Below are 23,052 nucleotides of genomic sequence, written 5' to 3'. Positions count from 1 at the left end.
GTGCGCGCACTAGTGACACGTGTCCAGTCGATCCGAAGACGAGGGCGGGCTGCGGGCCGGGCCCGACCAGCACGCCGCGACCCTGCGTGCCACCCGTGAGGCCCACCGCGACGCCCAGGCGATCCTCGCGCTGGCCGGCCAGGTGCGCGACGAGGCCAGCCAGGCAGCCGAGTCCATCGTGCTCGAGGCGCGCGACGCCGCCGAGCGCACCCGCGTGGAGGTCGCCGAGTGGGCGGCCGAACGGCGGCTCAAGGTCGACGCCCTCGTCGCCGACCTCGCGGAGGCGGCCGCGCTCGACGCCGACGTGATCCGCGCGGAGGCACTGCGCACCTCGATGACCGAGGCCGAGGAGACCGCCCGGCACTACGTCGCCGACGCGACCACGCGGGCCGAGCACACCGCGAGCGAGATCAGGTCCGAGGCGCGCCTGGTCCTCGAACGCGCCACCGAGCTGTGCGACGAGGTGACCGAGGCGATCGCCGACCTCACCTGGGCCGCGGCGGCCGTCTCGTCCCGGCTCGAGGGTGCCCGTGCGCGGATGGCCGACGTGCTCGCCGAGCACCCGGTGCCCGATCCGGAGGCCGGCGACGGGGAGGAGCCCGACAGGCTGGGATGATGGGCAGGTGAGCACCGACCTGCACGCCGTCACCGTTCTCGGGCCCGACCGGCCCGGCATCATCGCTGCCACGACGGCCGGCCTCGCAGAGCTCGGGCTCAACATCGAGGACTCCACGATGACCCTGCTGCGGGGGCACTTCGCGATGATGCTGCTGTGCCGCGGCGGCTCGGACGCGGCCGCCATCGAACTGGCCCTCGCCCCGCTCGCTGCCGGCGACCTCGACGTCGCCGTACGTCCCGTCACCGACCGGCCCATGCCCGCCGCCGGTGGCACCGCGTGGGTGCTCACCGTCCACGGTGGCGACCGATCGGGCATCGTGTCGGCCGTCGTCGCCGAGGTCGCCGCGGCCGGCGGCAACATCACCGACCTCACCACCCGCCTCGCCGGCGACCTCTACCTGCTCGTCGCCGAGCTCGACCTGCCGGCCGACGCCGACGTCGCCGCCGTCGAGGTCGCCATCCGCGCCTGCGCCGAGCGGGTCGGCGTCACCGCCACCCTGCGCCCCGCCGAGGCCGACGAGCTGTGAACCTCGACGCCGGCAGCGCGCGGGTCGCGGGCTGGTCCGAGACCGAGCTCGGGGTCGGGGGCCGGGTGCGGGCCGTCGTACGCGCTCCGGAGGGGGTGCTCTCGGCCCGCGGCGCCGACGTCGACCCGACCGCCGCCGACATCGTCCAGCTCGCCGCGGACCTCGTCGCCACCATGCGGGTCAGCCCGGGCTGCGTCGGCCTCGCGGCCAACCAGGTCGGCGTGGGCGTGCGGATGTTCTGCGTCGACGTCACCGAGCACCCCAAGACCCGCACGCAACACGGCACCTTCGTGCTGTGCAACGCCGAGGTCGTCGAGTCCAGTCGCAACGAGAAGGCCCGCGAGGGCTGTATGAGCGTCCCCGACCTCACCGGCGACGTGAAGCGCGCCTCGCGCCTGACCGTCCGCGGCCTGCTGCCGGGCAGCGGCGAGCCGGTGTCGTTCGCGACCGATGCGTTCGAGGCACGGGCGCTGCAGCACGAGATCGACCACACCGACGGGTTCCTGTTCCTCGACCGGGTGGCCGGTGCGCACGCGATCTATCCTCGCCAGACCTACCTGTAGGTCCGCCCCGCAGGTATCGCCCCCGTATCCCAATGGCAGAGGAAGCCCCCTTAAAAGGGGCGCAGTCTGGGTTCGAGTCCCAGCGGGGGCACCCTTCTGCTCAGAGCAGAACTCTCCACGGACACCCCGGGCGGGCCGCTCGGCCGACCTACGATGAGGCATGGCCGAGGAGCAGAACGCGGCGGAGCCGCTGTGGCGGGACCTGGTGGGACGACGGCTGCGCGACCTGCGCCGCGAGCGCGGCGAGACGCTGACCGAGACCGCGGGCCGGGCCGGCATCTCGCCGCAGTACCTCTCGGAGATCGAGCGCGGCGTCAAGGAGCCGAGCAGCGAGATGATCGCCGCCGTCCTCGGCGCCCTCGGTACGACGCTGCTCGACCTCACCACCTCCGTCGCCGGCGACCTGCAGCCGCTCGTCGCGCCGGCCGCGGTCGGCGGCGCCTACGCCCTGGCGCTCGCCGCCTGACCCGTCGCCCCGGTGATCATCGCGGGTCCGCGCTCCTCGATCAGGTGGTCGATCAGCCCGTACTCCCGCGCACCGGCCGCCGTGAACACCCGGTCGTGGTCGGTGTCGGCGCGCAGCGTCGCGGTGTCCTGGCCGGTGTGCCGCGACAGGATCTGCTCGATGTCGGCGCGCACCCGCACCACCTCGTCGGCCTGCAGGATCAGGTCGGGGATGGCGCCGCGGCCCTGGGCGGCCGGCTGGTGCAGGACGACCCGGGCGTGGGGGAGCGCGGACCGCTTGCCGGCCGCGCCCGATGCCAGCAGCACCGCGCCGACCGCGATCGCCTGACCGATGCAGGTGGTGGCGACCTGCGGCCGGATGAACTGCATGGTGTCGTGCACGGCCAGCATCGCGCTCGGGTCGCCGCCCTCGCAGTTGATGTAGAGCTGGATGTCGCGGTCCGGGTTGTCGGCCTCGAGGTGGAGCAGCTGGGCGACCAGTGAGTTCGCGACCCCGGCGTCGATCGCAGTGCCGAGGTAGACCACCCGCTCGGTCAGCAGGTGTGAGTAGACGTCCATGATCCGCTCGCCGCGCGGGTGCTGGGCGATCACATTGGGCACGAGGTAGCTGTTCACCGGGGAACCCCCAGACCCAGGGGCGCACGCCGGGGCGGCACCAGGACGTCGTACGACGTCACGATCTCGTCGACGAAGCCGTAGTCCAGCGCCTGCTGGGCGGAGTACCACCGGTCGTGCAGCGAGTCCTCGAAGACCCGCGCCAGCGGCTGCCCGGTGTCCTCGGCGATCAGGGCCAGCACCGTGTCGCGGGTCTGGCGCAGGTCCTGTGCCTGGAGCTCGATGTCGACCGCGGTGCCCCCGATACCGGCGGACCCTTGGTGCATGAGGACCCGCGCGTGGGGCAGGGCCCGGCGCTTGCCGCGGGTGCCCGAGGAGAGCAGGAACTGCCCGGCGCTGCACGCGATGCCGAGCGCGAGTGTCGCGACGTCGCACGGCACCAGCCGCATCACGTCGCGGATCGCGAGCATCGCTGGCACCGAGCCGCCGGGGGAGTGGATCCACAGCGCGATGTCGGCGCCGGGGTCGTCGGCGGCGAGCGCCACCAGCTGGCTGGCCAGCAGCACTCCGTTGTCGTCGTCGAGGGGACCGTCGAGCACCAGCACGCGCTGCTGGAGCAGCTCGCGTCGTACTCGGTCGTCGAAGGTGCGAGGTCGGTTGTCGTCGCTCATGACCCCCACTGTCGGCGGCCGTCGCCAGCCGGAGAAGGCGGATCCGCCCACGGCAGCAGGGCGCTGCTCACAGCAGCGCTTGACTTCATGTCCACCTGAAGCGGGACAGTGTTCGCATGCACCGTCACGAGCACCACCACGACCAGACCCTCGCCGAGCTGCGGGACGCGCTGACCGCCGGCTTCTGGGACGAGAGGTACGGCGGCACCGACCGCGTCTGGAGCGGGAGGCCCAACCAGCGGCTGGTCGAGCAGACGGCCGACCTGACGCCGGGCACCGCACTCGACGTGGCCTGCGGCGAGGGCGGCGACGCCGTGTGGCTCGCGAAGCAGGGTTGGCACGTGACCGCCGTCGACGTCTCCGAGGTCGCGCTGGCCAAGGTCGCGGCGCACGCGGAGGACGAGGGCGTCGGCGACCGGACCAAGGTCGGCTTCTACGACGCGCTCGCCGACCCGCGGCCCGCGGGCCACCACAGGTTCGACCTGGTGACGGTCAGCTTCCTGCACGTCCCTCAGCCGGACTTCGCCACGATCTACCGGGGGATCGCCGAGGCGGTCGCGCCCGGCGGTCGGCTGCTGGTGACCGCCCACCACCCCGACGACGTCACCACGGGCGCCCGCCACGACCACGGCCCGGGCCTGATGTTCGAGCCGGACCGGGTGCTCGCGGCGCTCGGCGCCGACCAGCCGGACAGCGTGTGGGAGGTCGAGGTCGCCGACACGCCCGTGCGGGAGCAGGCGACCCCCGACGGTCCGCTGCTCGTGCGCGACACCGTGGTGCGACTGCGTCGTCGTACCTGATCTGCAGGTTGGGGAACCTTCCTCGGTTGTCGTACGTTGCACCGACATCGAGACACCTAGAATGTAGGTGGAGGGCAGCCACCCTGGCCGCCCGGCAGACTCGCAAGCCTGCGGAGGAGACCATGCAGAGCAACAACCCGGTGTTCCGGCGCTCGGAGGAGTTCAACCGCTCCGGAGCCGCCGCCTACCAGGGCTTCGGCGAGCCGCAGCAGTACGGCGGCTACGCCCAGCCCGGCTACCCGGCGCCCGAGGCCCCCGCCCGCCAGGGCCGGATGACCATCGACTCGGTCGTCCAGTCCACCGGCATCACCCTCGGCATCACGATCCTCGCCGCGGCCGCGACGTGGTTCCTCACGCCCGACCTCGACAACGCCGACGCGGTCGGCACGCTGTCCGGCATCATGATCGTCGGCGCCGGCGCGGCCTTCATCCTCTCGCTGGTCAACTCCTTCAAGCGGGTGATCAGCCCCGGCCTGGTCATGGCGTTCGCGCTGGCCGAGGGTGTCGCCCTCGGTGGCCTGAGCAAGCTGTACGACGCGGTCTACGGTGCGGACTCGTCCGGCATGGGCGGCATCGTCGTCCAGGCCGTCATCGGGACCTTCGCCGCCTTCGGTGGCACGCTCGCGGCGTACAAGTTCTTCGACATCAAGGTCGGCCAGAAGTTCCGCACCTTCGTGATCGCGGCCATGTTCGGCATGGTGGCGCTCAGCCTCATGGAGCTCGTGCTCGGCCTGTTCGGCGGCGGTGTCGGGCTCTTCGAGAACGGCACCCTCGGCCTGGTCTTCGCCATCGGCGGCCTGGTCCTCGGTGTGTTCATGCTGATCCTCGACTTCGACTTCGTCGAGCAGGGCATCCGCAACGGTCTCCCGGAGCGCGAGTCGTGGCGGGCCTCCTTCGGGCTGCTCGTCAGCCTGGTCTGGATCTACACCAACCTGCTCCGGATCCTCGCGATCCTCCAGCAGGACTGATCGGTCCGGCGCTCCCGCGTCGTACGACGGCCCCGGCTCCACCTCGGTGGGGACCGGGGCCGTCGTGTTTTTCGGTTCAACTACCGAATTCGTCGTGTTCGAGCGTCCTGCGCAGCAAATTCGGTAGTTGAACCGACCCGACCCGACCCGACCGCCGGGGATCAGGCGACCTGACGCCGGAGCCAGATCCTCCGGTCCTCGTCATCGAGGGCCCGACGGGCGGCGACGGTCGAGGTGTCGGTCCACCACCAGGGCTGGTCGAGCGTCCACGCTCGATGCGGGTGCTCACGACATCGCCGAGCGGCGCGTTCGTACGCCGCCGCCAGCCTCCGGTCGAAGGAGCGCAGGTCGCGCAGGTCCCTCGACAGCATCGTCACCACTTCGAGTCCGAGGTCGCGGCACAGTTCCTCGACGTCGAGGTCGCGACGTCGTACCTGTGTGCGCTCGTGGATCACCCCGTCGTACTGACCGACCACTCCGGCCTCCGCGTCGAGGAGATCGGGCGTGAACAAGTGGTTGCCGAGGCCGTCGAAGATCGGTGGGTTGCAGCGTGGCGAACGCCCAGGACGTTGCTGCCGCCATCGGGTCAGCAGGGTGACCTCCTGGGGAGACCAGATGTTCTCGTCGGACAGGTCGATCGCCTCGTTGAGACGACGGGTGTGCGGACGCCCTTTGATGCGGGCCGCGTAGGACCGGATCTCCGAGAGGCTGGCGAGGTCGTCGGCCATCGCCATGCAGATGATGCGAAGGGTGTCCTCGAGGGATGTCGCGCGGAGGGCCGCCGTACAGATGGATCGCTCGGCGCGCGTGATCGGCAGACCATCGACGTGGACGATGTCGCCGTCGAACAGCCAGTCGCGATGGAGCTGGACTCCGGCACGAGGAGCAAGGTGGACGGTGTCGCCGATCGCCAGCGGCACGGGGAGTGGATCGCCGCGAGCGGTGCGTCCGGTGAACCATCGAGCGCGCTGCCAGTGCAGGGCTGCCCATCCAGTGGCGCCCGAGCCCTCGGGCGCTCCGGCCACTGCCTCGACGATGCGCTGGAACTCGTCGTCGGCGGGCACGTCGGAGGGAACGAACAGCCCGGCGCCCGGCGTACGACGCCAGCGCGGTCCACGCGCCCGTCCTGGTGTCGGGCCGTCGATCCCCAGCGGATCGACCGGTACCGGGACCACGACACCTCGACGCTCGATGTGCAACTCCATCGAGCCAGCATCTGTGCTCCGGCCGACAAGCGGGCAGCCTCTCCACAGGGCAGCTCGGGGATGGGCGGTTCAACTACCGAATTCGTTCCGAAACCGCGTCCGGCCCTGCAAATTCGGTAGTTGAACCGAACCCACCCGAGCCGTCCACCCCAACCGGGTCATACAGATGTGAGGCGTCAGGCCGGGTCGGGCGCGCTCTCGTGCGCCTCGGGCGCCTCACCGGGCACGTGGCGGCGCGAGCGGCGGTGGCGCAGCTCGACCCACAGGCCGCGTACGCCGGCCCGGCGGCCGCCGACCTCGGTGCCGCCCAGCTCGGTGCCGGGCTCGTTGACCGCCTGGAGCGCGGCGCGGGTGACGGGCAGGACGCCCTCGCCGCGGAAGGCCTCGAGTCCCGGCTCCTCGGGAGCCGGCTCGAGCGCCGCCAGCACCGACGGCACCAGGACGCCCGCGAGCGCCCGGTAGCCCTCGGCGGAGGGGTGGAACTGGTCGGGGCCGAACAGCAGGGCGGGGGCGGCGGCGAACTCCGGACCGAGGATGTCGCCGAGCGACACGGTCCGGCCGCCCTCCTCGACGACCGCGATGGTCTGCGCGGCGGCGAGCCGGCGCGACCAGGCCCGCGCGACCTGACGCAGCGGGGGAGCGATCGGCTGGATGGTGCCGAGGTCGGGGCAGGTGCCGACGACCACGGTGGCGCCCGAGCCGATCAGCCGCCGTACGCCGTCGGCGAGCGCCCGTACGGACTGCGAGGGCCGCACCGTGTGGGTGACGTCGTTGCCGCCGATCAGGATGACCGCGACCTCGGGCTCGATGGGCAGCGCCCGGTCGACCTGGGCGGCGAGGTCGGAGGACTTGGCGCCGACCACGCAGAACTCGCGCACGTAGACACGCCGGTCGGCGTGCTCGGCCACGGCAGTTCCGATCAGCGCGCCCGGCGTGTCCTCGACCCTTTCGACGCCGTACCCCGCCGCGCTGGAGTCGCCGAGCACGGCGATCCGGATGGCGGGTCCGGGGCGGCCGCGGCCGTACCAACCGGTCGCGTCCGGCGGCGGCTCGTCGCGCGCGGGGCCGATGGTCCGGCGCGCCAGCTTGGCCTCGGCGCTCAGCACGCCGTAGAGCCCGGCGCCCAGGGCGGACAGCCCGCCCCCGCCGTACAGCGCGGCGGCGGCGAGCTTGCGGGCTGCGGACGCCTTGCTCACGGCCCCCACCCTACGGAGACACCGATACGGTGTTCGCATGGAGTACGTCGAGTCCCTGCTGGAGCTGATCGGCAACACCCCGCTGGTCCGGCTCAACCGTTCCCTCGACCTGCCCGCCGACGGACCGTTGGTGCTGGCCAAGGTGGAGTACCTCAACCCCGGCGGTTCGGTGAAAGACCGCATCGCCACCCGGATGATCGAGGCCGCCGAGGAATCCGGCGCCCTGCAGCCCGGCGGCACGATCGTCGAGCCGACGTCCGGCAACACCGGTGTCGGCCTGGCGATGGTGGCCCAGCAGAAGGGCTACAAGTGCATCTTCGTGTGCCCCGACAAGGTCAGTGAGGACAAGCGCAACGTCCTCAAGGCGTACGGCGCCGAGGTGGTCGTGTGCCCCACGGCCGTCGCGCCCGAGCACCCCGACTCCTACTACAACGTGTCCGACCGGCTGGCCAGCCAGCCGGGGGCGTGGAAGCCCGACCAGTACTCCAACCCCCACAACCCCCGCTCCCACTACGAGGAGACCGGCCCCGAGGTGTGGCGCCAGACCGAGGGGCGGATCACCCACTTCGTCGCCGGCGTCGGCACCGGCGGCACCATCTCCGGCATCGGCCGCTACCTCAAGGAGCAGAACGGGGACGTCCAGGTCGTCGGCGCCGACCCGGCCGGCTCGGTCTACAGCGGCGGCACCGGCCGCCCCTACCTCGTCGAGGGCGTCGGCGAGGACTTCTGGCCCGAGACCTACGACCGCGACGTGGCCGACCGGATCATCGAGGTCTCCGACGCCGACTCGTTCGCCTTCACCCGCCGCCTGGCCCGCGAGGAGCAGATGCTCGTCGGCGGCTCGTCCGGCATGGCCGCGTTCGCCGCGCGTCAGCTCGCGCAGGAGCTCGCCGCCAAGGGGAGGAACGACGCCGTGATCGTCGTGCTGCTGCCCGACTCGGGCCGCGGCTACCTCAGCAAGGTGTTCAACGACGACTGGCTGGCCCAGTACGGCTTCAGCACCGGCCAGCCGCGCCCGGCCCAGACGGTCGGCGAGGTGCTGCGCGGCAAGTCCCAGGGCATGCCGGCCCTCGTGCACACCCACCCCAACGAGACCATCGCCGAGGCCGTCCAGATCCTCCAGGAGTACGGCGTCTCGCAGATGCCGGTCGTACGCGCCGAGCCGCCGATCGTGGCTGCCGAGGTCGCCGGCTCGGTCTCCGAGCGGGCGCTGCTCGACGCGCTGTTCACCGGGAAGGCCAAGCTGACCGACTCGGTCGAGCAGCACATGTCGGCCGCGCTGCCGACCATCGGCTCCACCGAGGACGCGACGGCCGCCGTACCCCTGCTCGAGTCGGCGGACGCGGTGCTGGTCCACGAGGACGGCAAGCCGGTCGGGGTGCTCACCCGCCACGACCTGCTCAACTTCCTCGCGCGTGGCTGACGCAGCCGACCTGACCGGGCTGGTCCGTGCGGCGACGCCGGAGGACGTCCCGGACGTCCTCCGGCTGATCCGTGCGCTCGCCGAGTACGAGCGAGAGCCGGACGCGGTCGAGACCACCGAGGAGGACCTGCGGCGCTGGCTGTTCGGGCCCGACCCGGTGGCGAGCGTGCTGGTGGCCGAGGACGGCACTCCGGCTCGCGCAGTCGTCGGGATGGCCCTGTGGTTCCGCACCTACTCGACCTGGACGGGCACCCCGGGGATCTACCTCGAGGACCTCTTCGTCCAGCCCGACCAGCGGGGCAGCGGCCTGGGCAAGGCGCTGCTGACCGCGCTGGCCCGGGTCGCCGTCGCGCGCGGCTACCGCCGCGTCGAGTGGGCGGTGCTGGACTGGAACACCCCGTCGATCGAGTTCTACGAGTCGCTCGGCGCGCACCCGATGGACGAGTGGACGACCTACCGGCTGACCGGTGAGGCGCTCGAGGAGCTGGGTCAGTGACGCTCCTCCAGGCCCACGGCCTCGCGTAGCCGTCGGACCGACTCGTCCAGCTCCGCGGAGCCACCGGACTGGTGGACCATGAGGTCCGAGAGGGCCTCGGCGATCACGTTCAGCTTCTCCTGCGAGGCCTCCTCGCCCCGGCGGCCGGCGTTCTCGAGGAGCACCAGGAGCATCAGCGAGAGGATCGAGGAGCCGGTGTGCAGGCCGAGCTCCCACTTCGTGGTGCTGCCCCAGAAGGGCTTGCTGAGCGCCCACAGCAGGAGCGCCACGACGATCACGCCGAAGAAGGGCGCCCTGCTGATCCGGTGGTTGATCGCATCGACGAACTTCTCGAACCCGCGCGGTCCGTTGGTGCTGTGCCGGGACTTCGCTGCCGGGTTCTCCTCCATGAGGGGAGGCTACGTCAGTGACGCTGCCAGGCGGTCGAGGTGCGCGGCGTCCAGTAGCGGCAGGTGTGGTGGACGGTGAAGCCCAGCGCCTCCCAGAACGCCCGTCCGCCGGGGTTGTCGGTCTCGACGTGCAGCCACGCGGTCATCGCGCCCTGTTCGGCAGCCCACCCGAGCAGCTCGCCGACCACGGCGGTGGCGAGCCCGCGCCGGCGGTGGGCCGGGTCGACCGTGACGGCGTGCAGGCCGACCCAGTCGCCGTCGACGGCGGCCTGCGCCTCGGCCACCGGGTCGCAGCCCGCGTCCACCGACCCGACCGCGCGGACGCCGTCGGCGGAGAGCGCGACCTCGTGCGTCGAGCGGGGCAGCGAGCGCCGCAGCCGGGCCACCGACGCGAGCAGGAAGTCCGACTCGCCGTAGGACAGCCGCTGCCAGCCCGCACCCGCCAACGCATCCTCGACCGCGGAGTCGGCCTCCACCTGCACGAGCGGGTCGCGGCCCCGGTCGGCGTAGAACGCCTCGACAGTGGCCAGTGCGTCGGGGACGGGGCGAGCGGGGTCGCCGATCGCCAGGCACGAGTTGGCGCGCTTGAGCAGGCGGCCCACGGGTGCGCGGTCCGAGCGCAGCTCCCAGTCGCCGAGCGGCTCGCGGTCGACGGTCGTCCACAGGCCGCCGGTGCGCGACTCGGCCTCGCGTACGCCGACCCGCAGCCGGGCTGCGGGGCGTGGCGGTACCGGCTTGCCGGACACGATGTCGGCGATCGCGATGGTCACCGCGGCGCCCGTCTCCGGCTGGACGACGCACACGCTGTCGGCCCAGGACAGGCAGGTGCCGAGCACGTCGGTGAACGCGGGCCCACCGCTCGGCCCGGTCTCGCCCCGCAGCAGCCGTCGTACGACGACCCGCTGGCCCACGACGTGCGGGCCGAGCAGGTGCCGGCCCGGTTCGTGTCCATTTTCCTGGGGTCCTGACGCGTCGGGCACGACGGGGATACTAGGCTGAGCCTCGACACGAAACACTTTCGTGTCGAGCATCCGCGCTCGTTGGTCTCAGGAGGAATCGATGACCTACGTCATCTCGCAGCCGTGCGTCGACGTCAAGGACCGTGCGTGCGTCGACGAGTGTCCCGTCGACTGCATCTACGAGGGCAAGCGGATGCTCTACATCCACCCCGACGAGTGCGTCGACTGTGGTGCCTGCGAGCCGGTCTGCCCGGTCGAGGCGATCTTCTACGAGGACGACGTCCCGGAGGAGTGGAAGGACTACTACGACGCCAACGTGAAGTTCTTCGACGACCTCGGCTCGCCCGGCGGTGCCGCCAAGATGGGTGAGATCGACAAGGACGCCGAGTTCATCGCCGCGCTCGAGCCGCAGAACCAGGATCACTGAGCCCGCCTTGGTGACGCTGGGTGCCGTCTCGGGCCGGCTGCCCGACTTCCCCTGGGACAAGCTGCCCCAGTACGCCGCGCAGGCGCGGGAGCACGACGACGGGATCGTCGACCTGTCGATCGGTACGCCGGTCGACCCGACGCCCGAGGTGGCCCGCGCCGCGCTGGCGCAAGCAGCCGACTCCCCGGGGTACCCCCTCACCATCGGCACGCCCGAGGTCCGCCGGTCGGTCGTCGACTGGCTCGCCGGCACCCACGGCGTCACCGGGCTGGGCCTCGACCAGGTCCTGCCGCTGATCGGCTCGAAGGAGTTCATCGCCTCGCTGCCGACGTACCTCGGGCTCGGGCCTGGCGACCTGATCGGCTACCCGGCGCTGGCCTACCCGACCTACGAGGTCGGCGCCGCGCTGGTCGGCGCGAAGGCCCTCGCCACCGACGCGCTCACCACCTTCGGCCCCGAGACGCCGAAGCTACTGTGGGTCAACTCGCCCTCGAACCCGTCGGGCCGGGTGCTCCCGAAGGAGCACCTCAAGAAGGTCGTCGACTGGTGCCGCGAGCGCGGGGTGCTGCTCGTCTCCGACGAGTGCTACCTCGACTGCGTCTGGGAGGGCGAGGCCCTCTCGGTGCTGCACCCCGACATCTCGGGCGGATCGGCCGAGGGCATCCTCGTGGTCCACTCCCTGTCGAAGCGCTCCAACCTCGCCGGCTATCGCTGCGCCTTCGTCGCCGGCGACCGCGACGTGATCGCCGAGCTGCTGGCCGTCCGCAAGAACCTGGGCCTGATGATGCCCGCGCCGCAGCAGCACGCCATGGCCGCCGTCCTCGGCGACGAGGCACACGTCAAGGAGCAGCACGAGCGCTACCGCGCCCGTCGTACGACGCTGCGGGCGGCGCTCGAGGCCGCGGGCTACACGATCGACCACTCCGAGGCGTCGCTGTACCTGTGGACCACGAAGGGCCCCGACGGCCCCGACTGCTGGCAGATGGTCGCCGACCTCGCCGCCCAGGGCATCCTGGTCGCGCCGGGCGCGTTCTACGGCGCCGCCGGCTCCCACCACGTCCGGGTCGCGCTGACCGCGACGGACGAGCGGATCGCCGCCGCGGCCGCGCGCCTGACCCCCGCCTGACGCCCTAGGCCGGGATCGTCGCCAGCACGCCGAGCATGTGGTTCATCACCGCGAGGTGCTCGGCGGCAGGGCTGAACATCACCAGCTCGGCGTCCTCCTCGACCCGGACCGTGTGCCCGGCCGGCCAGTGCACGACCTCGCCGGCGGTGCAGGTCTCGGTCGAGCCGTCGCCGTACGTCACGACGACGCGACCTCGCAGCAGGTAGCCCCAGTGAGCGGCGAAGCACAGGCCGTCGTCGAGCCCGGCGAGCAGCGGGGCGACGTCGACGCCGGCGGCGAGGTGGAGGTGCTCGGCGGCGAGCGGTCCGTGGGCGGTGCCGAAGTCGCCGAGGTGGCGGGCGGTGGCACCGAGGGCGTTCATCTTGACCGGCAGGTCGCGGGTGTTCACGTGCATGACGGGTTCCTTCCTCGGGAAGCGGTTCCACCCCTGAGGCGTGACAACCGGTGTCACAATGCGACATGGCCCCCGACGAGCTCGAGCGGCAGGCGCTCGAGCGGTACGCCGCGGGCGACCTCGAGGGTGCGCTCGCGGCCTGGGAGCAGCTGTACGACGACCACCTGGCTGCCGGCGAGACCGTCCCCGCCGCCCGGGCCGGTGCCCTCGTGGCCCTCAACCTGCTCTGCGAGACCGGCCTGCTCGCGCCTGTGCGAGGCTGGGTCGCGCGCGTACGCCGGCTGCTCGGCGACGCCGGACCGGGACCGGTGCACGCACTGCTGGCGATCATCGGCGCCTACGAGCGGCTCCTGTCCGGCGACCCGGACGGTGCCCTGGCGCCGGCCCGTGAGGCGGTCGGCCTGGGGGAGGAGTTCGGCGTCGACCCGGCCCGCGGGCTCGGCCGGGTCGCGCTGGCCCGGCTCGCGATCCACCGTGGCGACATCGAGGAGGGGATCGACCAGCTCGACGAGCTGGCGGTCGACCTCGCCGCCGGCTCCTTCGACCCGCTCACCACCGGCAACGTCTACTGCGAGCTGATCTGTGCCGCGCTCTGGCTCGGCCGCCACGACCGGGCCCGGGAGTGGACCGACGTGATGGAGCGCTGGCGCCACGGCCCGGCGTTCGGCGCCACCCACGGCCGCTGCCGGGTGCACCGGGCGGAGCTGCTCCGGCTCTCCGGGCCGGCGGCCGCGGCCGAGGAGGAGGCGCTGGCCGCGTGCGTGGAGCTGCGCCCGTGGCTGCGCCGCGAGTACGGCTGGCCGCTCGTCGAGCTCGGCAACGTCCGGCTGCGGCGCGGGGACCTCGACGGCGCCGAGGCCGCCTTCCGCGAGGCCCACGAGCACGCCTGGTCGCCGCAGCCCGGACTCGCTCTGCTGCGCCTGGCCCGCGGCGACGTCGCCGGTGCGGCGGCGATGGTCCGCGACGAGATCGCGCACCCGATGGACGTCCCGTGGAAGGAGCGGCCACCGTTCGGCGACCTGCGCCTGGTGCCGCTGCTCGCCGCGCAGGCCGAGATCGCGGTGGCGGCGGCCGATCCCGCTGCCGCCGAGCACGCCGCTGCCGAGCTGGAGCGGATCGTCGCCCGCTACCCGAGTGCCGGGCTGCGGGCCGAGGCCGCCCTGGCTCGGGCTCGGGCCTCCCTCCTCGGCGCCGACCCCGCCGGCGCGGTCGGGCCGGCTCGCACCGCTGTCGCGGCATGGGCGGACCTCGATGCGCCCTACGACGCCGCGTGCGCACGCCTGCTCCTCGCCCGGGCGCACCGAGCCGGTGGGGACGACGACCTGGCCCGCCTCGAGGAGGACGCGGCGGCGTCGGCCTTCGCCGCGTTCGGCGCCACGGTCCGCCCGGTCGAGGAGGCCGGGGCACGCCCGCCCCGCACGGCCTCGCTGGTGCGCGAGGGCGACCGCTGGCGCCTCGGGTACGACGGCGCCGTGGCCTGGCTGCCCGACCTCAAGGGCGTGCGGCTGCTGGCCGTCCTGCTGGCCGGCCCCGGCCGGGAGTTCCCCGCACTCGACCTGGCCGGTGCGGGGGTGGTCGAGCCGGGGCTGCCGGTGCTGGACGAGGAGGCGCGGGCGTCGTACCGACGACGGCTGGGGGAGGTCGAGGAGGACCTGGCCGAGGCCGCGCGCGACCACGACGAGGCCCGCCGGCAGCTGGCCGAGCGGGACCGGGACTACCTGCTCGCCGAGCTCGCCGGCGCGGTCGGGCTCGGTGGCCGGGCGCGGGTCACCGGCGCGACGGCCGAGCGCGCGCGGACCAGCGTCACCCGGTCGCTGCGCTATGCCCTGGCGCGGGTCGCGCAGGTGCATCCCGAGCTCGGCGGCCACCTGCGCCGGGCCGTGCGGACCGGCACCTGCTGCAGCTACGTGCCGGACCCGGTGGTGCCACTGACCTGGGAGGTCGTCACCTGAACACGTCGATGTGCACGTGGTCGCGGTGCTCGAGCACCTTCCGGTCCCCGGAGGACGACGGCGGGTCGTAGTCGCGCCAGCCCTGCCGGCCCGCGGTCCAGATGCGGTCGTCGAAGATCACCGTGCGGATCCGGAGCCGGGCGGCGTTGGCGACCGACCAGTGCGCGATCGCCCAGCCCTTCACCTTGTTCGCCCTGCTGATGGGGCGCACGAACACGTCGACCGCGCGCCCGTCGTAGTGGGCCGAGCCCTCCATGTGGCCCGAGGACACCCCGTCCGGCTCGAACCCGCCGAGCTGCAGCCGCCCGAACTGGGTGAGCAACTCCATGCGCACCGCCTCCGCGCGCGGTGTCAGGCCGCTCGCGACCAGCTCGGCGTCCGCCGTCGGCGCCCCGCCGGCGAGGTCGCAGCTGAAGGTGGCGGGGGAGTGGCCGGACAGCGCGGAGGCCAGCGCGCGCCCGTCGGCCTCGTGGTCGGCGTACGCGTCGGGGAAGGCGGAGCGCTGCACCTCCTGGGCCGCGACCGTGATCTCCATCGTCTGGTAGCCCTCGACCTTCACCAGCGCGTCGTAGAACGCGTTGGTGGCGTAGACCGGGTCGAGGATCTGCTTGCGGGTACCCCAGCCCTGCGACGGGCGCTGCTGGAACAGGCCGAGCGAGTCCCGGTCGCCGTAGTCGATGTTCTGCAGCTTCGACTCCTGGTAGGCCGTCGCCAGTGCGATCGAGGTGGCCCGTGCCGGCAGTCCACGGCGGACGGCGACCGAGGCGATCAGCGCCGCGTTCTCGGCCTGCTCCCCGCTGATGTCGACGGTGTGGCCGGCGACGGTGACCGTGCAGTCACCGCTCGGGCCGCCGACCAGCTCGTCGGTGGCGCGGAGCACGGCGATGCCGATCGCCACCGCGGTCGCGAGGACCGTGATGGCGACGACGACGCCCCAGGCCCTGCGCTTCACGGGACCAGTGTGCGTGGGGTGTGGTGACGCGGCGGTACGACGAGCAGCAGGCTCAGTTGGCGTGCAGCGCGGCGTTCAGGGCGATGCCCTCGCCCTGCCACGGGACGGCCTCGATGGCGCCCGAGACCGAGTTGCGGCGGAACAGCACGTTGCTGGCGCCGGACAGGTCGGCGGCCTTCACGACGCGGGCGTCCCTGCCGGGCTCGAGCACGGTGACCTTGGTGCCGGCCGTCACGTAGCAGCCCGCCTCGACGACGCAGTCGTCGCCGAGTGAGATGCCGATGCCGGCGTTGGCGCCGAGCAGGCAGCGCTGCCCGACCGAGATGACCTGCTTGCCGCCGCCCGACAGCGTGCCCATGATCGAGGCGCCGCCGCCGATGTCGGAGCCGTCGCCCACGACGACGCCTGCCGAGATCCGGCCCTCGACCATCGACGTGCCGAGCGTGCCGGCGTTGAAGTTCACGAAGCCCTCGTGCATGACGGTCGTGCCCGCGGCGAGGTGCGCACCGAGGCGGACCCGGTCGGCGTCGGCGATCCGGACGCCGGCGGGGATGACGTAGTCGACCAGGCGCGGGAACTTGTCGACGCCGTACACGGTGACGTGCTGTCCCGCGGCCTGCAGCCGGGCGCGGGTGAGCTCGAAGCCCTCGACCGCGCACGGGCCGGCGGAGGTCCACACGACATTGGTCAGCAGCCCGAAGATGCCCTCGAGGCTCTGGCCGTGGGGCTCGACGAGGCAGTGGGAGAGCAGGTGCAGGCGCAGCCACACCTCGACGGTGTCGGCCGGCGCGGCCGCCAGGTCGGCGATCTCGACCAGGTTGACCTTGCGGGTGACACCGCGCGCCTCGTCGGCACCCTCGAGCGCGACCAGCTCGGCGGGAGCCTGCGCGTCGGTGGGCCTCTCGCCCAGCGCGGGGGCGGGGAACCAGGTGTCGAGAACGGTCTGGTCGGCGGCGTAGGTCGTCAGGCCGAAGCCCCAAGCGGCAGTCACGTGAGGAGATTCTAGGCGTTGTGGGGAACCGGGGGCGCCCCGGCGTCGTCCCACGGACATGCCTCTCGGACCCCGCCTCCTGCTCGCGCCCCTACTCCTCGCCGTCCTCTCGCTCGCCGCGTGCGGGCAGGACGATCCCGTCCGCCTCGAGGTGACCGTCCAGGACTGGACCGGGTGGTCGCGCGAGCAGCCGGACCCGGTCGTCGCGACCCACGAGCTCGCCGAGGGCGACACCTTCACCGTGGACGTGATCGGCGAGGACGAGCTGGTCGTCACCGTCGTCCAGGTCGACGACGGCGAGGTGGCGCTGGAGACCAGCGCGCCGATGGCGTCCGAGGACGAGGACGGCGGCTCCGACATCACCGATCCCCGTACCGAGTTCTCGCTCGACCGAGGTGGGTCCGTCGAGTTCGGCACGCCCACCCTGGACGGGGGTACGACGGTCACCGTCGCCGAGCAGTGACCTGCCGACTCACGCGGTGCGCCGCGTCCGGGGCAGCACTCCAGGGGCCAGCGTGACAGCGAGCACGACCAGCCCGAGGAGGGCGACGGCCACGTAGGGGAGCCCCGGGCCCCAGGTGACGCCGCAGACCGTGGCGTCGTACTCCGGGTGGCCGTCGGCGCAGTTCGGGGAGAAGCCGTGGAACAGCACCTGGTTAGCCGCGATCGCACCGGCCCACAGGGCCAGCCCGGCCCCGGCCACCGCCACGGCGAGTCGGGGGAGCGTCATCGGGCTTCTCACCGGCACAGGATACTGCCCGACCGGCCGAACCGTCGGAGGTTCAGCCCTCCGCCAGGATCGCCAGCTGCCTCCCCTGGGCGATCAACCGCCCCTGCTCGTCCCACAGCTCGACGTCCTCGTCGTGGTAGCCCGCGATGACATGGCGGGTGACGACGTGCCCGAGCGCCCACACCGTCTCGGGGCGGCGGCGGTAGTGGACGGTCAGCTGGATCGTCGCCGAGGCGAGGTGCCCGATCTCGGCGGTCACCGGCGGGAACGCGTCGATCATCGCTCCGGCCAGCAGCGCGTCGACCGGCCGCTCGTCGACCGCGCGGATCCAGCACAGCGACTCGGTGACACCGGACGGCTCGCCGCGCAGCCAGCCGGCGACGACCGGGGCGCGGTAGCTGTAGCGGTCGAGGATCGGCACCATCCCGGCCGGGATCAGCTCGCCGGCGTCGGCGCAGTCCTCGGGCCGGGGTACGGCGGGCGCGGCGTGCGGGGTGTGCTCGACCGAGCCGGTCGCGTCCCAGTCGTGGGTGCTCACGACGGCGTGCGCGACCTCCTTGTCGCCCTGCACCAGTACGGCGTCGTACGTCGACACGCGGCGACCCTTGCGGACCTCGCGGACCCGGATGTCCGCCTCCCCGGGCAGCGCGGGGCGGAAGTAGGTGATCGAGATGCTCAGCGCGTCCGGGTGGGCGGACTCCTGGAGCACGGCGTGCTGCAGCAGTGCCAGCACGTAGCCGCCGTTGGGTGTCTGGTTGGCGGTGTTCCAGTCGGCCGTGACGTGGACCCGGTGCACGCCGTCGCCGAGCGGCGTCGACGCCACGGCGTCGTCGAGGAGATGGCTCACCCGGCCATCCTCGCTCACGGGCCGGTGACGCCGTCGAGGCACTCCCGCAGCAGGTCGGCGTGCCCGCAGTGACGGGCGTACTCCTCCACCATGTGCACGAGGATGTCGCGCACCGGCGTGGTCGCGCCGTCGCTGTTGTAGACCACGACGCGCGCCATCACGTCGTCGTCCTGGGCGTCGAGCCACGCGTCGGTGCGCACCACTTGGTGGCGCCACTCGGCGAAGGCCTCGTCGACGCACTCCCGGGTGCCGACGGCGCCGTTGAAGTCGAGGTCGTGGTCCGAGGGGTCGGTGAACGGGCGCGGCTCGTCGAGGCCGGCCTGCAGGGCGCGCTGGAACCAGGCCTGCTCGACGTACGCCAGGTGCCGCACCAGTCCGAGCAGGCTCAACGTGCTCGGCGGCACCGAGCGGGTCGCGAGCTGCTCGGGAGTCAGCCCGGCGCAGGTGCGCTCGAGTGTGGCGCGGTACCGCGCCAGGTGGAGGCGGTACGACGCCAACTCGCCGCTCACCGCGGCCTCACTCCCCGGTGACGCCGTCGATGCACTCGCGCAGCAGGTCGGCGTGCCCGCAGTGGCGGGCGTACTCCTCGACCATGTGGAGCAGGATGTCGCGGATGCTGGAGGTCTCGGTGCCCTGCCGGAAGGTCACGACCCGGCCCAGGCCCTCGTCGGTCAGCCGGTCCAGCCACTCGTCGGCGAGCGTCACCTGCTCGCGCCACGCCGCCCAGGCCTCGCTCACGGCCGCCTCGGTCGGCTCGACCACGGCGAACCCGGCGTCCCCGTCGTCGTACATCCGCTCGCCCTCGACCTCGACCAGCGCCCGCTGGAACCAGAAGTGCTCGACCCGGGCGAGGTGACGGACCATGCCGAGCAGGCTCATCGTGCTCGGCGGGACCGAGCGGGTCGCCAGCTGCTCGGGAGTCAGCCCGGCGCACTTGCGCTCGAGGGTCTCGCGGTAGTGGGTCAGGTAGTCGCGCAGGTTCGCCAGCTCGCCGGTCATGGACTCACCGTAGGCCCGGGCGCAATCCGGTTTCCCGTACGGCGCCCGGTCGCCGTACGCTTGGGGCACAGCGTTCGAGCCGTCATCAGCGGCGAGCTCCGGGAAGAAAGCCTGCACCAGCCGGTGGGGGTGAGTAGAACCCGGCGGGCAGGCCCGTCACAGCCGTGAACGAGCGGTCGTCCCGAGCAGTCGGCGGGCGGCAAGCGAGGTGGTACCGCGGCAGACGTCGTCCTCGTGTCAGACAGTGCTCGACCAAGAGCCAGACGACGCAGGAGACCGAAGCCCGATGACCTATCCGAAGGTCACCACCGACCCGACCGCCGGCCCGACGACCGAGCACCGTGCCGTCCCGAGCTCGCCGCGCTTCCCGCGGATCGAGGAGGGCGTGCTCGCCTACTGGGCCGAGGACGACACCTTCCGCGCGAGCGTCGAGCAGCGCGATCCCGGCGCCAACGGCGAGAACGAGTTCGTCTTCTACGACGGCCCGCCGTTCGCCAACGGCCTGCCGCACTACGGCCACCTGCTGACCGGCTACGTCAAGGACATCGTGCCGCGCTACCAGACGATGCGCGGCAAGCGTGTCGAGCGCCGCTTCGGCTGGGACACCCACGGCCTGCCCGCCGAGCTCGAGGCGATGCGCCAGGGCGGCATCAAGACCACCGACGAGATCGTCGAGATGGGCATCGACAAGTTCAACGACGCCTGCCGCGCGTCGGTGCTGAAGTACACCGGCGAGTGGCGCGACTACGTCACCCGCCAGGCGCGCTGGGTCGACTTCGACAACGACTACAAGACCATGAACCCCGAGTTCATGGAGTCGGTGCTGTGGGCCTTCAAGAGCCTGTTCGACAAGGGCCTGGTCTACGAGGGCTTCCGGGTGCTGCCCTACTGCTGGAACGACGAGACCCCACTGTCCAACCACGAGCTGCGAATGGACGACGACGTCTACCAGATGCGGCAGGACCCGGCGGTCACCGTCGGCTTCGAGGTCACCACGCCCGGCGACTTCCAGGGCGCCAAGCTGCTGATCTGGACCACGACCCCCTGGACCCTGCCCAGCAACCTCGCGGTGATGGTCGGCTCCGAGATCGACTACGTCGTCGTCGAGCACGACGGCGAGCGGTTCGTGCTGGCCGAGGCCCGGCTGTCGGCGTACGCCCGCGAGCTGGGCGACGAGCCCACCGTGACCTGGCGTGGCACCGGTGCCGACCTCCTCGGGCTCACCTACGCCCCGCCGTTCTCCTACTTCGCCGGTCACGAGAATGCGTTCCGCGTCGTGGCCGCTGACGAGGCCGTCACCACGACCGACGGCTCCGGGCTCGTCCACAGTGCCGGCGCGTTCGGTGAGGTCGACAAGGAGGTGACCGACCGCGAGGGCATCGAGGCGGTCATGCCGGTCGGCAAGGACGGCCGGTTCACCGCTCCCGTCACGGACTACGCCGGGATGCTGGTCTTCGACGCCAACCCCCACATCATCGACGACCTCAAGGCGCGCACCGGCGCGGTCACGCCCGGCACCGTGCTGCTGCGCCGCGAGACCTACGACCACTCGTACCCGCACTGCTGGCGCTGCCGCGAGCCCCTGATCTACAAGGGTGTGAGCAGCTGGTTCGTCGAGGTCACCGCGTTCAAGAAGCGGATGGCCGAGCTCAACCAGGAGATCCGTTGGGTCCCCGAGCACATCAAGGACGGCCAGTTCGGCAAGTGGGTCGACAACGCCCGCGACTGGTCGATCACCCGCAACCGGTTCTGGGGCTCGCCCGTCCCGGTGTGGAAGTCGGACGACCCGGCGTACCCCCGCATCGACGTCTACGGCTCGTTCGAGGAGATCGAGCGCGACTTCGGGCGCCTCCCGCTCAACGCGCAGGGCCAGCCCGACCTGCACCGGCCGTGGATCGACGACCTGACCCGGCCCAACCCGGACGACCCGACCGGGCGGTCGACGATGCGCCGCGTCGCCGACGTGCTCGACGTGTGGTTCGACTCGGGCTCGATGTCGTTCGGGCAGGTGCACTATCCCTTCGAGAACAAGGAGTGGTTCGAGAACCACTTCCCGGCCGACTTCATCGTCGAGTACATCGGCCAGACCCGGGGCTGGTTCTACACGTTGCACATCCTGGCGACCGCGCTCTTCGACAAGCCGGCGTTCTCGTCGTGCATCAGCCACGGGATCGTGCTCGGCTCCGACGGCAACAAGATGTCCAAGTCGCTGCGCAACTACCCCGACGTCTCCGAGGTCTTCGACCGCGACGGCGCCGACGCGATGCGCTGGTTCCTGATGGCCTCGCCGATCCTGCGCGGCGGCAACCTGGTCGTCACCGAGCAGGGCATCCGTGACGCCGTGCGCCAGGTGATGATCCCGCTGTGGAACACCTGGTACTTCTTCGCGCTCTACGCCAACGCGGAGCAGTACGACGCCACGGGCTCGACAGGCAGCGAGGACCCGCTCGACCGCTACCTGCTCGCCAAGACCCGCCAGTTCGTCGAGAAGATCACCGTCGAGCTCGACGACTACGCGATCGCCGACGCCTGCGAGACCACCCGCTCGTTCCTCGACGTACTGACCAACTGGTACGTCCGCCGCTCCCGTGAGCGGTTCTGGGAGGGCAAGGCAGAGGCGTTCGAGACCCTCGCCGCCGTCCTCGACGTGGTCTGCCGGGCCGTGGCGCCGCTGCTGCCGCTGACCACCGAGGAGATCTGGCGCGGCCTGACCGGAGGCCGCTCGGTGCACCTGACCGACTGGCCCGACGTGTCGGCCCTGCCGGCCGACGACAGCCTCGTCGCGGCGATGGACGAGGTCCGCGAGGTCTGCTCGACGGCGTCCGCGCTGCGCAAGGCCGCCAAGCTGCGCAACCGGCTGCCGCTGTCCGGCCTGACCGTCGTCGTGGCCGACCCCGCCGCGCTGGAGCCGTTCACCGCGATCATCGCCGACGAGCTGAACCTGAGGTCGGTGCGCCTGGTCGCGGTCGACTCCGACGAGGCCGCCGGCTACGGCGTCGAGCAGAAGCTCAGCGTCAACGCCCGCGCGGCCGGCCCGCGCCTCGGCAAGGACGTCCAGCTCGCCATCAAGGGCTCGAAGTCCGGCGACTGGTCGCTCGATGCGTCCGGCGCCGTGGTCGCCGGCGGACTGGCCCTGGTCGATGGCGAGTACACCCTCGAGACCGTCGCGGGCGACGCCGCCGAGGGCACGGCCACCGGCATGCTGCCCGGCGGTGGCTTCGTCGTCCTCGACACGGTCGTCACCCCCGAGCTCGCCGAGGAGGGCCTGGCCCGCGACCTCGTCCGAGCCGTCCAGCAGGCGCGTCGCGACGCCGACTTCCAGGTCACCGACCGGATCGAGCTCGTGGTCTCCGGCCCCGCGCCGGTGCTCGCCGCGGCCCGCGCCCACGAGGCGCTGATCGCCGGGGAGACCCTCGCGACGTCGTACACCGTGGCCGAGGAGGCGCCCGCCGGCGCCACCGAGGTCGCCGTCGGCGACGGCGAGAAGGCGGCGATCGCGGTCGCTCTCGACTGACTCCGACCCGGCGCGAAGTGTCCCTGGTTTACCGCCGACCCGGCCCGAAATGCTCCACCGGAGCCGCCGACCCGGCTCGAAGTGTCCCTGGTTTCCCGCCGACCCGGCGCGAAATGACCGGCAGTCGCGTCACTCGCGCCGGGTCAGCGAGTTCTGGGAGCCACTTCGCGCCGGGTCAGCGAGTTCTGGGCGCCACTTCGGGCCGGGTCGGCACGGGTGCAGCGTCCGTTGGCCTCGCGCCGCGGGGTCGCCGTGGCCCGGCTGCCGCGGATGGCGAAAGGGTCG

26 protein-coding genes and 1 tRNA gene are annotated in these 23,052 nt (G+C 72.3%); 14 read left to right on the top strand and 13 right to left on the bottom strand.

All coding sequences use genetic code 11. The features are described from left to right. Positions 1–19: 19 nt before the first annotated feature. The 5 genes from QI633_RS18840 to QI633_RS18820 all read left to right on the top strand — a co-directional run bounded on the left by QI633_RS18840 (position 20) and on the right by QI633_RS18820 (position 2,174). Positions 20–616 carry a hypothetical protein gene (locus tag QI633_RS18840; RefSeq protein ID WP_282426710.1) on the top strand — a complete coding sequence of 199 codons (597 nt, stop codon included), beginning with the start codon at positions 20–22 and terminating at the stop codon, positions 614–616. A gap of 7 nt (positions 617–623) precedes the next feature. Further along, on the top strand, positions 624–1,145 hold the full coding sequence (locus QI633_RS18835; protein WP_282426709.1) for an ACT domain-containing protein: 522 nt from the start codon (positions 624–626) through the stop codon (positions 1,143–1,145). Further along, on the top strand, positions 1,142–1,708 hold the full coding sequence (locus QI633_RS18830) for a peptide deformylase (RefSeq protein ID WP_282426708.1): 567 nt from the start codon (positions 1,142–1,144) through the stop codon (positions 1,706–1,708). The genes QI633_RS18835 and QI633_RS18830 overlap by 4 nt, the downstream gene beginning before the upstream one ends. Positions 1,709–1,726: 18 nt before the next feature. Next, positions 1,727–1,799, top strand: a tRNA-Leu gene (locus QI633_RS18825). A 69-nt stretch (positions 1,800–1,868) separates the two neighbouring features. Then, entirely contained in the window at positions 1,869–2,174 is a 306-nt protein-coding gene (locus tag QI633_RS18820) for a helix-turn-helix transcriptional regulator (protein WP_282426707.1), read from the top strand. Here the strand turns inward: QI633_RS18820 and QI633_RS18815 are convergent. Both QI633_RS18815 and QI633_RS18810 read right to left on the bottom strand, forming a co-directional pair. Beyond that, positions 2,150–2,788: an ATP-dependent Clp protease proteolytic subunit gene (locus tag QI633_RS18815; RefSeq protein ID WP_141797952.1), complete on the bottom strand. Its 639-nt coding sequence runs from the start codon at positions 2,786–2,788 to the stop codon at positions 2,150–2,152. The genes QI633_RS18820 and QI633_RS18815 overlap by 25 nt on opposite strands. Then, positions 2,785–3,399, bottom strand: a complete 615-nt coding sequence (locus QI633_RS18810) for an ATP-dependent Clp protease proteolytic subunit (RefSeq protein ID WP_141797953.1) — start codon at positions 3,397–3,399, stop codon at positions 2,785–2,787. Before QI633_RS18810 ends, QI633_RS18815 begins: the two co-directional genes overlap by 4 nt. Positions 3,400–3,515: 116 nt before the next feature. On the opposite strand from QI633_RS18810, the gene QI633_RS18805 reads away from it, so the two are divergent. Continuing rightward, a complete protein-coding gene (locus tag QI633_RS18805) occupies positions 3,516–4,199 on the top strand; it encodes a class I SAM-dependent methyltransferase (protein WP_282426706.1) in 684 nt (227 codons plus the stop codon). Between the two features lie 122 nt (positions 4,200–4,321). Continuing rightward, positions 4,322–5,167, top strand: coding sequence for a Bax inhibitor-1/YccA family protein (locus QI633_RS18800; protein WP_141797955.1), 846 nt, complete (start codon positions 4,322–4,324; stop codon positions 5,165–5,167). Positions 5,168–5,328: 161 nt separating this feature from the next. Here the strand turns inward: QI633_RS18800 and QI633_RS18795 are convergent, their stop codons facing one another. Together QI633_RS18795 and QI633_RS18790 are read right to left on the bottom strand one after the other, a co-directional pair. Further along, positions 5,329–6,372: a hypothetical protein gene (locus QI633_RS18795; protein WP_141797956.1), complete on the bottom strand. Its 1,044-nt coding sequence runs from the start codon at positions 6,370–6,372 to the stop codon at positions 5,329–5,331. 176 nt (positions 6,373–6,548) lie between these two features. Then, complete coding sequence (locus QI633_RS18790; RefSeq protein WP_141797957.1) at positions 6,549–7,568, bottom strand: SGNH/GDSL hydrolase family protein; 1,020 nt, start codon at positions 7,566–7,568, stop codon at positions 6,549–6,551. A gap of 37 nt (positions 7,569–7,605) precedes the next feature. Between QI633_RS18790 and QI633_RS18785 the strand changes: the two genes are divergently transcribed. Then, positions 7,606–8,991: a cystathionine beta-synthase gene (locus QI633_RS18785; RefSeq protein ID WP_282426705.1), complete on the top strand. Its 1,386-nt coding sequence runs from the start codon at positions 7,606–7,608 to the stop codon at positions 8,989–8,991. After that, positions 8,984–9,487, top strand: coding sequence for a GNAT family N-acetyltransferase (locus QI633_RS18780; protein WP_260805871.1), 504 nt, complete (start codon positions 8,984–8,986; stop codon positions 9,485–9,487). The genes QI633_RS18785 and QI633_RS18780 overlap by 8 nt, the downstream gene beginning before the upstream one ends. On the opposite strand, the gene QI633_RS18775 is transcribed toward QI633_RS18780, so the two are convergent. Then, the gene (locus tag QI633_RS18775; RefSeq protein WP_141797959.1) at positions 9,481–9,876 is read right to left on the bottom strand and encodes a low affinity iron permease family protein; all 396 of its coding nucleotides are present in this window, start codon (positions 9,874–9,876) and stop codon (positions 9,481–9,483) included. The genes QI633_RS18780 and QI633_RS18775 overlap by 7 nt on opposite strands. Before the next feature lie 14 nt (positions 9,877–9,890). Next, positions 9,891–10,787 (bottom strand): GNAT family N-acetyltransferase, encoded by an 897-nt coding sequence (locus tag QI633_RS18770; RefSeq protein WP_282426704.1) that lies wholly within the window; start codon positions 10,785–10,787, stop codon positions 9,891–9,893. 148 nt (positions 10,788–10,935) lie between these two features. Between QI633_RS18770 and fdxA the strand changes: the two genes are divergently transcribed. Both fdxA and dapC read left to right on the top strand, forming a co-directional pair. Further along, positions 10,936–11,262 (top strand): ferredoxin, encoded by a 327-nt coding sequence (gene fdxA, locus QI633_RS18765; protein ID WP_141797961.1) that lies wholly within the window; start codon positions 10,936–10,938, stop codon positions 11,260–11,262. Positions 11,263–11,278: 16 nt separating this feature from the next. After that, complete coding sequence (gene dapC, locus QI633_RS18760; RefSeq protein ID WP_141800966.1) at positions 11,279–12,388, top strand: succinyldiaminopimelate transaminase; 1,110 nt, start codon at positions 11,279–11,281, stop codon at positions 12,386–12,388. A 4-nt stretch (positions 12,389–12,392) separates the two neighbouring features. On the opposite strand, the gene QI633_RS18755 is transcribed toward dapC, so the two are convergent. Next, positions 12,393–12,782 carry a cupin domain-containing protein gene (locus QI633_RS18755; RefSeq protein ID WP_141797962.1) on the bottom strand — a complete coding sequence of 130 codons (390 nt, stop codon included), beginning with the start codon at positions 12,780–12,782 and terminating at the stop codon, positions 12,393–12,395. 65 nt (positions 12,783–12,847) lie between these two features. Here QI633_RS18755 and QI633_RS18750 point away from each other — a divergent pair, with 65 nt between their 5' ends. Further along, positions 12,848–14,734, top strand: coding sequence for a hypothetical protein (locus tag QI633_RS18750; RefSeq protein ID WP_282426703.1), 1,887 nt, complete (start codon positions 12,848–12,850; stop codon positions 14,732–14,734). Here QI633_RS18750 and QI633_RS18745 read toward each other — a convergent pair. Together QI633_RS18745 and dapD are read right to left on the bottom strand one after the other, a co-directional pair. Then, positions 14,727–15,620, bottom strand: a complete 894-nt coding sequence (locus tag QI633_RS18745) for a hypothetical protein (RefSeq protein WP_260806573.1) — start codon at positions 15,618–15,620, stop codon at positions 14,727–14,729. The two genes, QI633_RS18750 and QI633_RS18745, sit on opposite strands and share 8 nt — an antisense overlap. Before the next feature lie 118 nt (positions 15,621–15,738). Beyond that, positions 15,739–16,677: a 2,3,4,5-tetrahydropyridine-2,6-dicarboxylate N-succinyltransferase gene (dapD, locus tag QI633_RS18740; RefSeq protein ID WP_282426702.1), complete on the bottom strand. Its 939-nt coding sequence runs from the start codon at positions 16,675–16,677 to the stop codon at positions 15,739–15,741. Positions 16,678–16,735: 58 nt separating this feature from the next. Between dapD and QI633_RS18735 the strand changes: the two genes are divergently transcribed. Then, positions 16,736–17,140: a hypothetical protein gene (locus QI633_RS18735; RefSeq protein ID WP_282426701.1), complete on the top strand. Its 405-nt coding sequence runs from the start codon at positions 16,736–16,738 to the stop codon at positions 17,138–17,140. Positions 17,141–17,149: 9 nt separating this feature from the next. Here QI633_RS18735 and QI633_RS18730 read toward each other — a convergent pair whose 3' ends face one another. The 4 genes from QI633_RS18730 to QI633_RS18715 are packed head-to-tail and all read right to left on the bottom strand — an operon-like array spanning position 17,150 to position 19,253. Next, entirely contained in the window at positions 17,150–17,407 is a 258-nt protein-coding gene (locus QI633_RS18730; protein ID WP_282426700.1) for a hypothetical protein, read from the bottom strand. A gap of 52 nt (positions 17,408–17,459) precedes the next feature. After that, positions 17,460–18,254 carry a thioesterase family protein gene (locus QI633_RS18725; RefSeq protein ID WP_282426699.1) on the bottom strand — a complete coding sequence of 265 codons (795 nt, stop codon included), beginning with the start codon at positions 18,252–18,254 and terminating at the stop codon, positions 17,460–17,462. A gap of 14 nt (positions 18,255–18,268) precedes the next feature. Next, positions 18,269–18,763 (bottom strand): DinB family protein, encoded by a 495-nt coding sequence (locus QI633_RS18720; protein ID WP_282426698.1) that lies wholly within the window; start codon positions 18,761–18,763, stop codon positions 18,269–18,271. Between the two features lie 7 nt (positions 18,764–18,770). Further along, positions 18,771–19,253 (bottom strand): DinB family protein, encoded by a 483-nt coding sequence (locus QI633_RS18715; protein ID WP_141797969.1) that lies wholly within the window; start codon positions 19,251–19,253, stop codon positions 18,771–18,773. Between the two features lie 286 nt (positions 19,254–19,539). On the opposite strand from QI633_RS18715, the gene ileS reads away from it, so the two are divergent. After that, positions 19,540–22,767 (top strand): isoleucine--tRNA ligase, encoded by a 3,228-nt coding sequence (ileS, locus tag QI633_RS18710; RefSeq protein ID WP_282426697.1) that lies wholly within the window; start codon positions 19,540–19,542, stop codon positions 22,765–22,767. Positions 22,768–23,052: the final 285 nt, after the last annotated feature.

The sequence above is a fragment of the Nocardioides sp. QY071 genome, assembly GCF_029961765.1.
Taxonomy (GTDB): Bacteria; Actinomycetota; Actinomycetes; order Propionibacteriales; family Nocardioidaceae; genus Nocardioides.
This window is presented reverse-complemented; position numbering and strand designations above follow the sequence as displayed.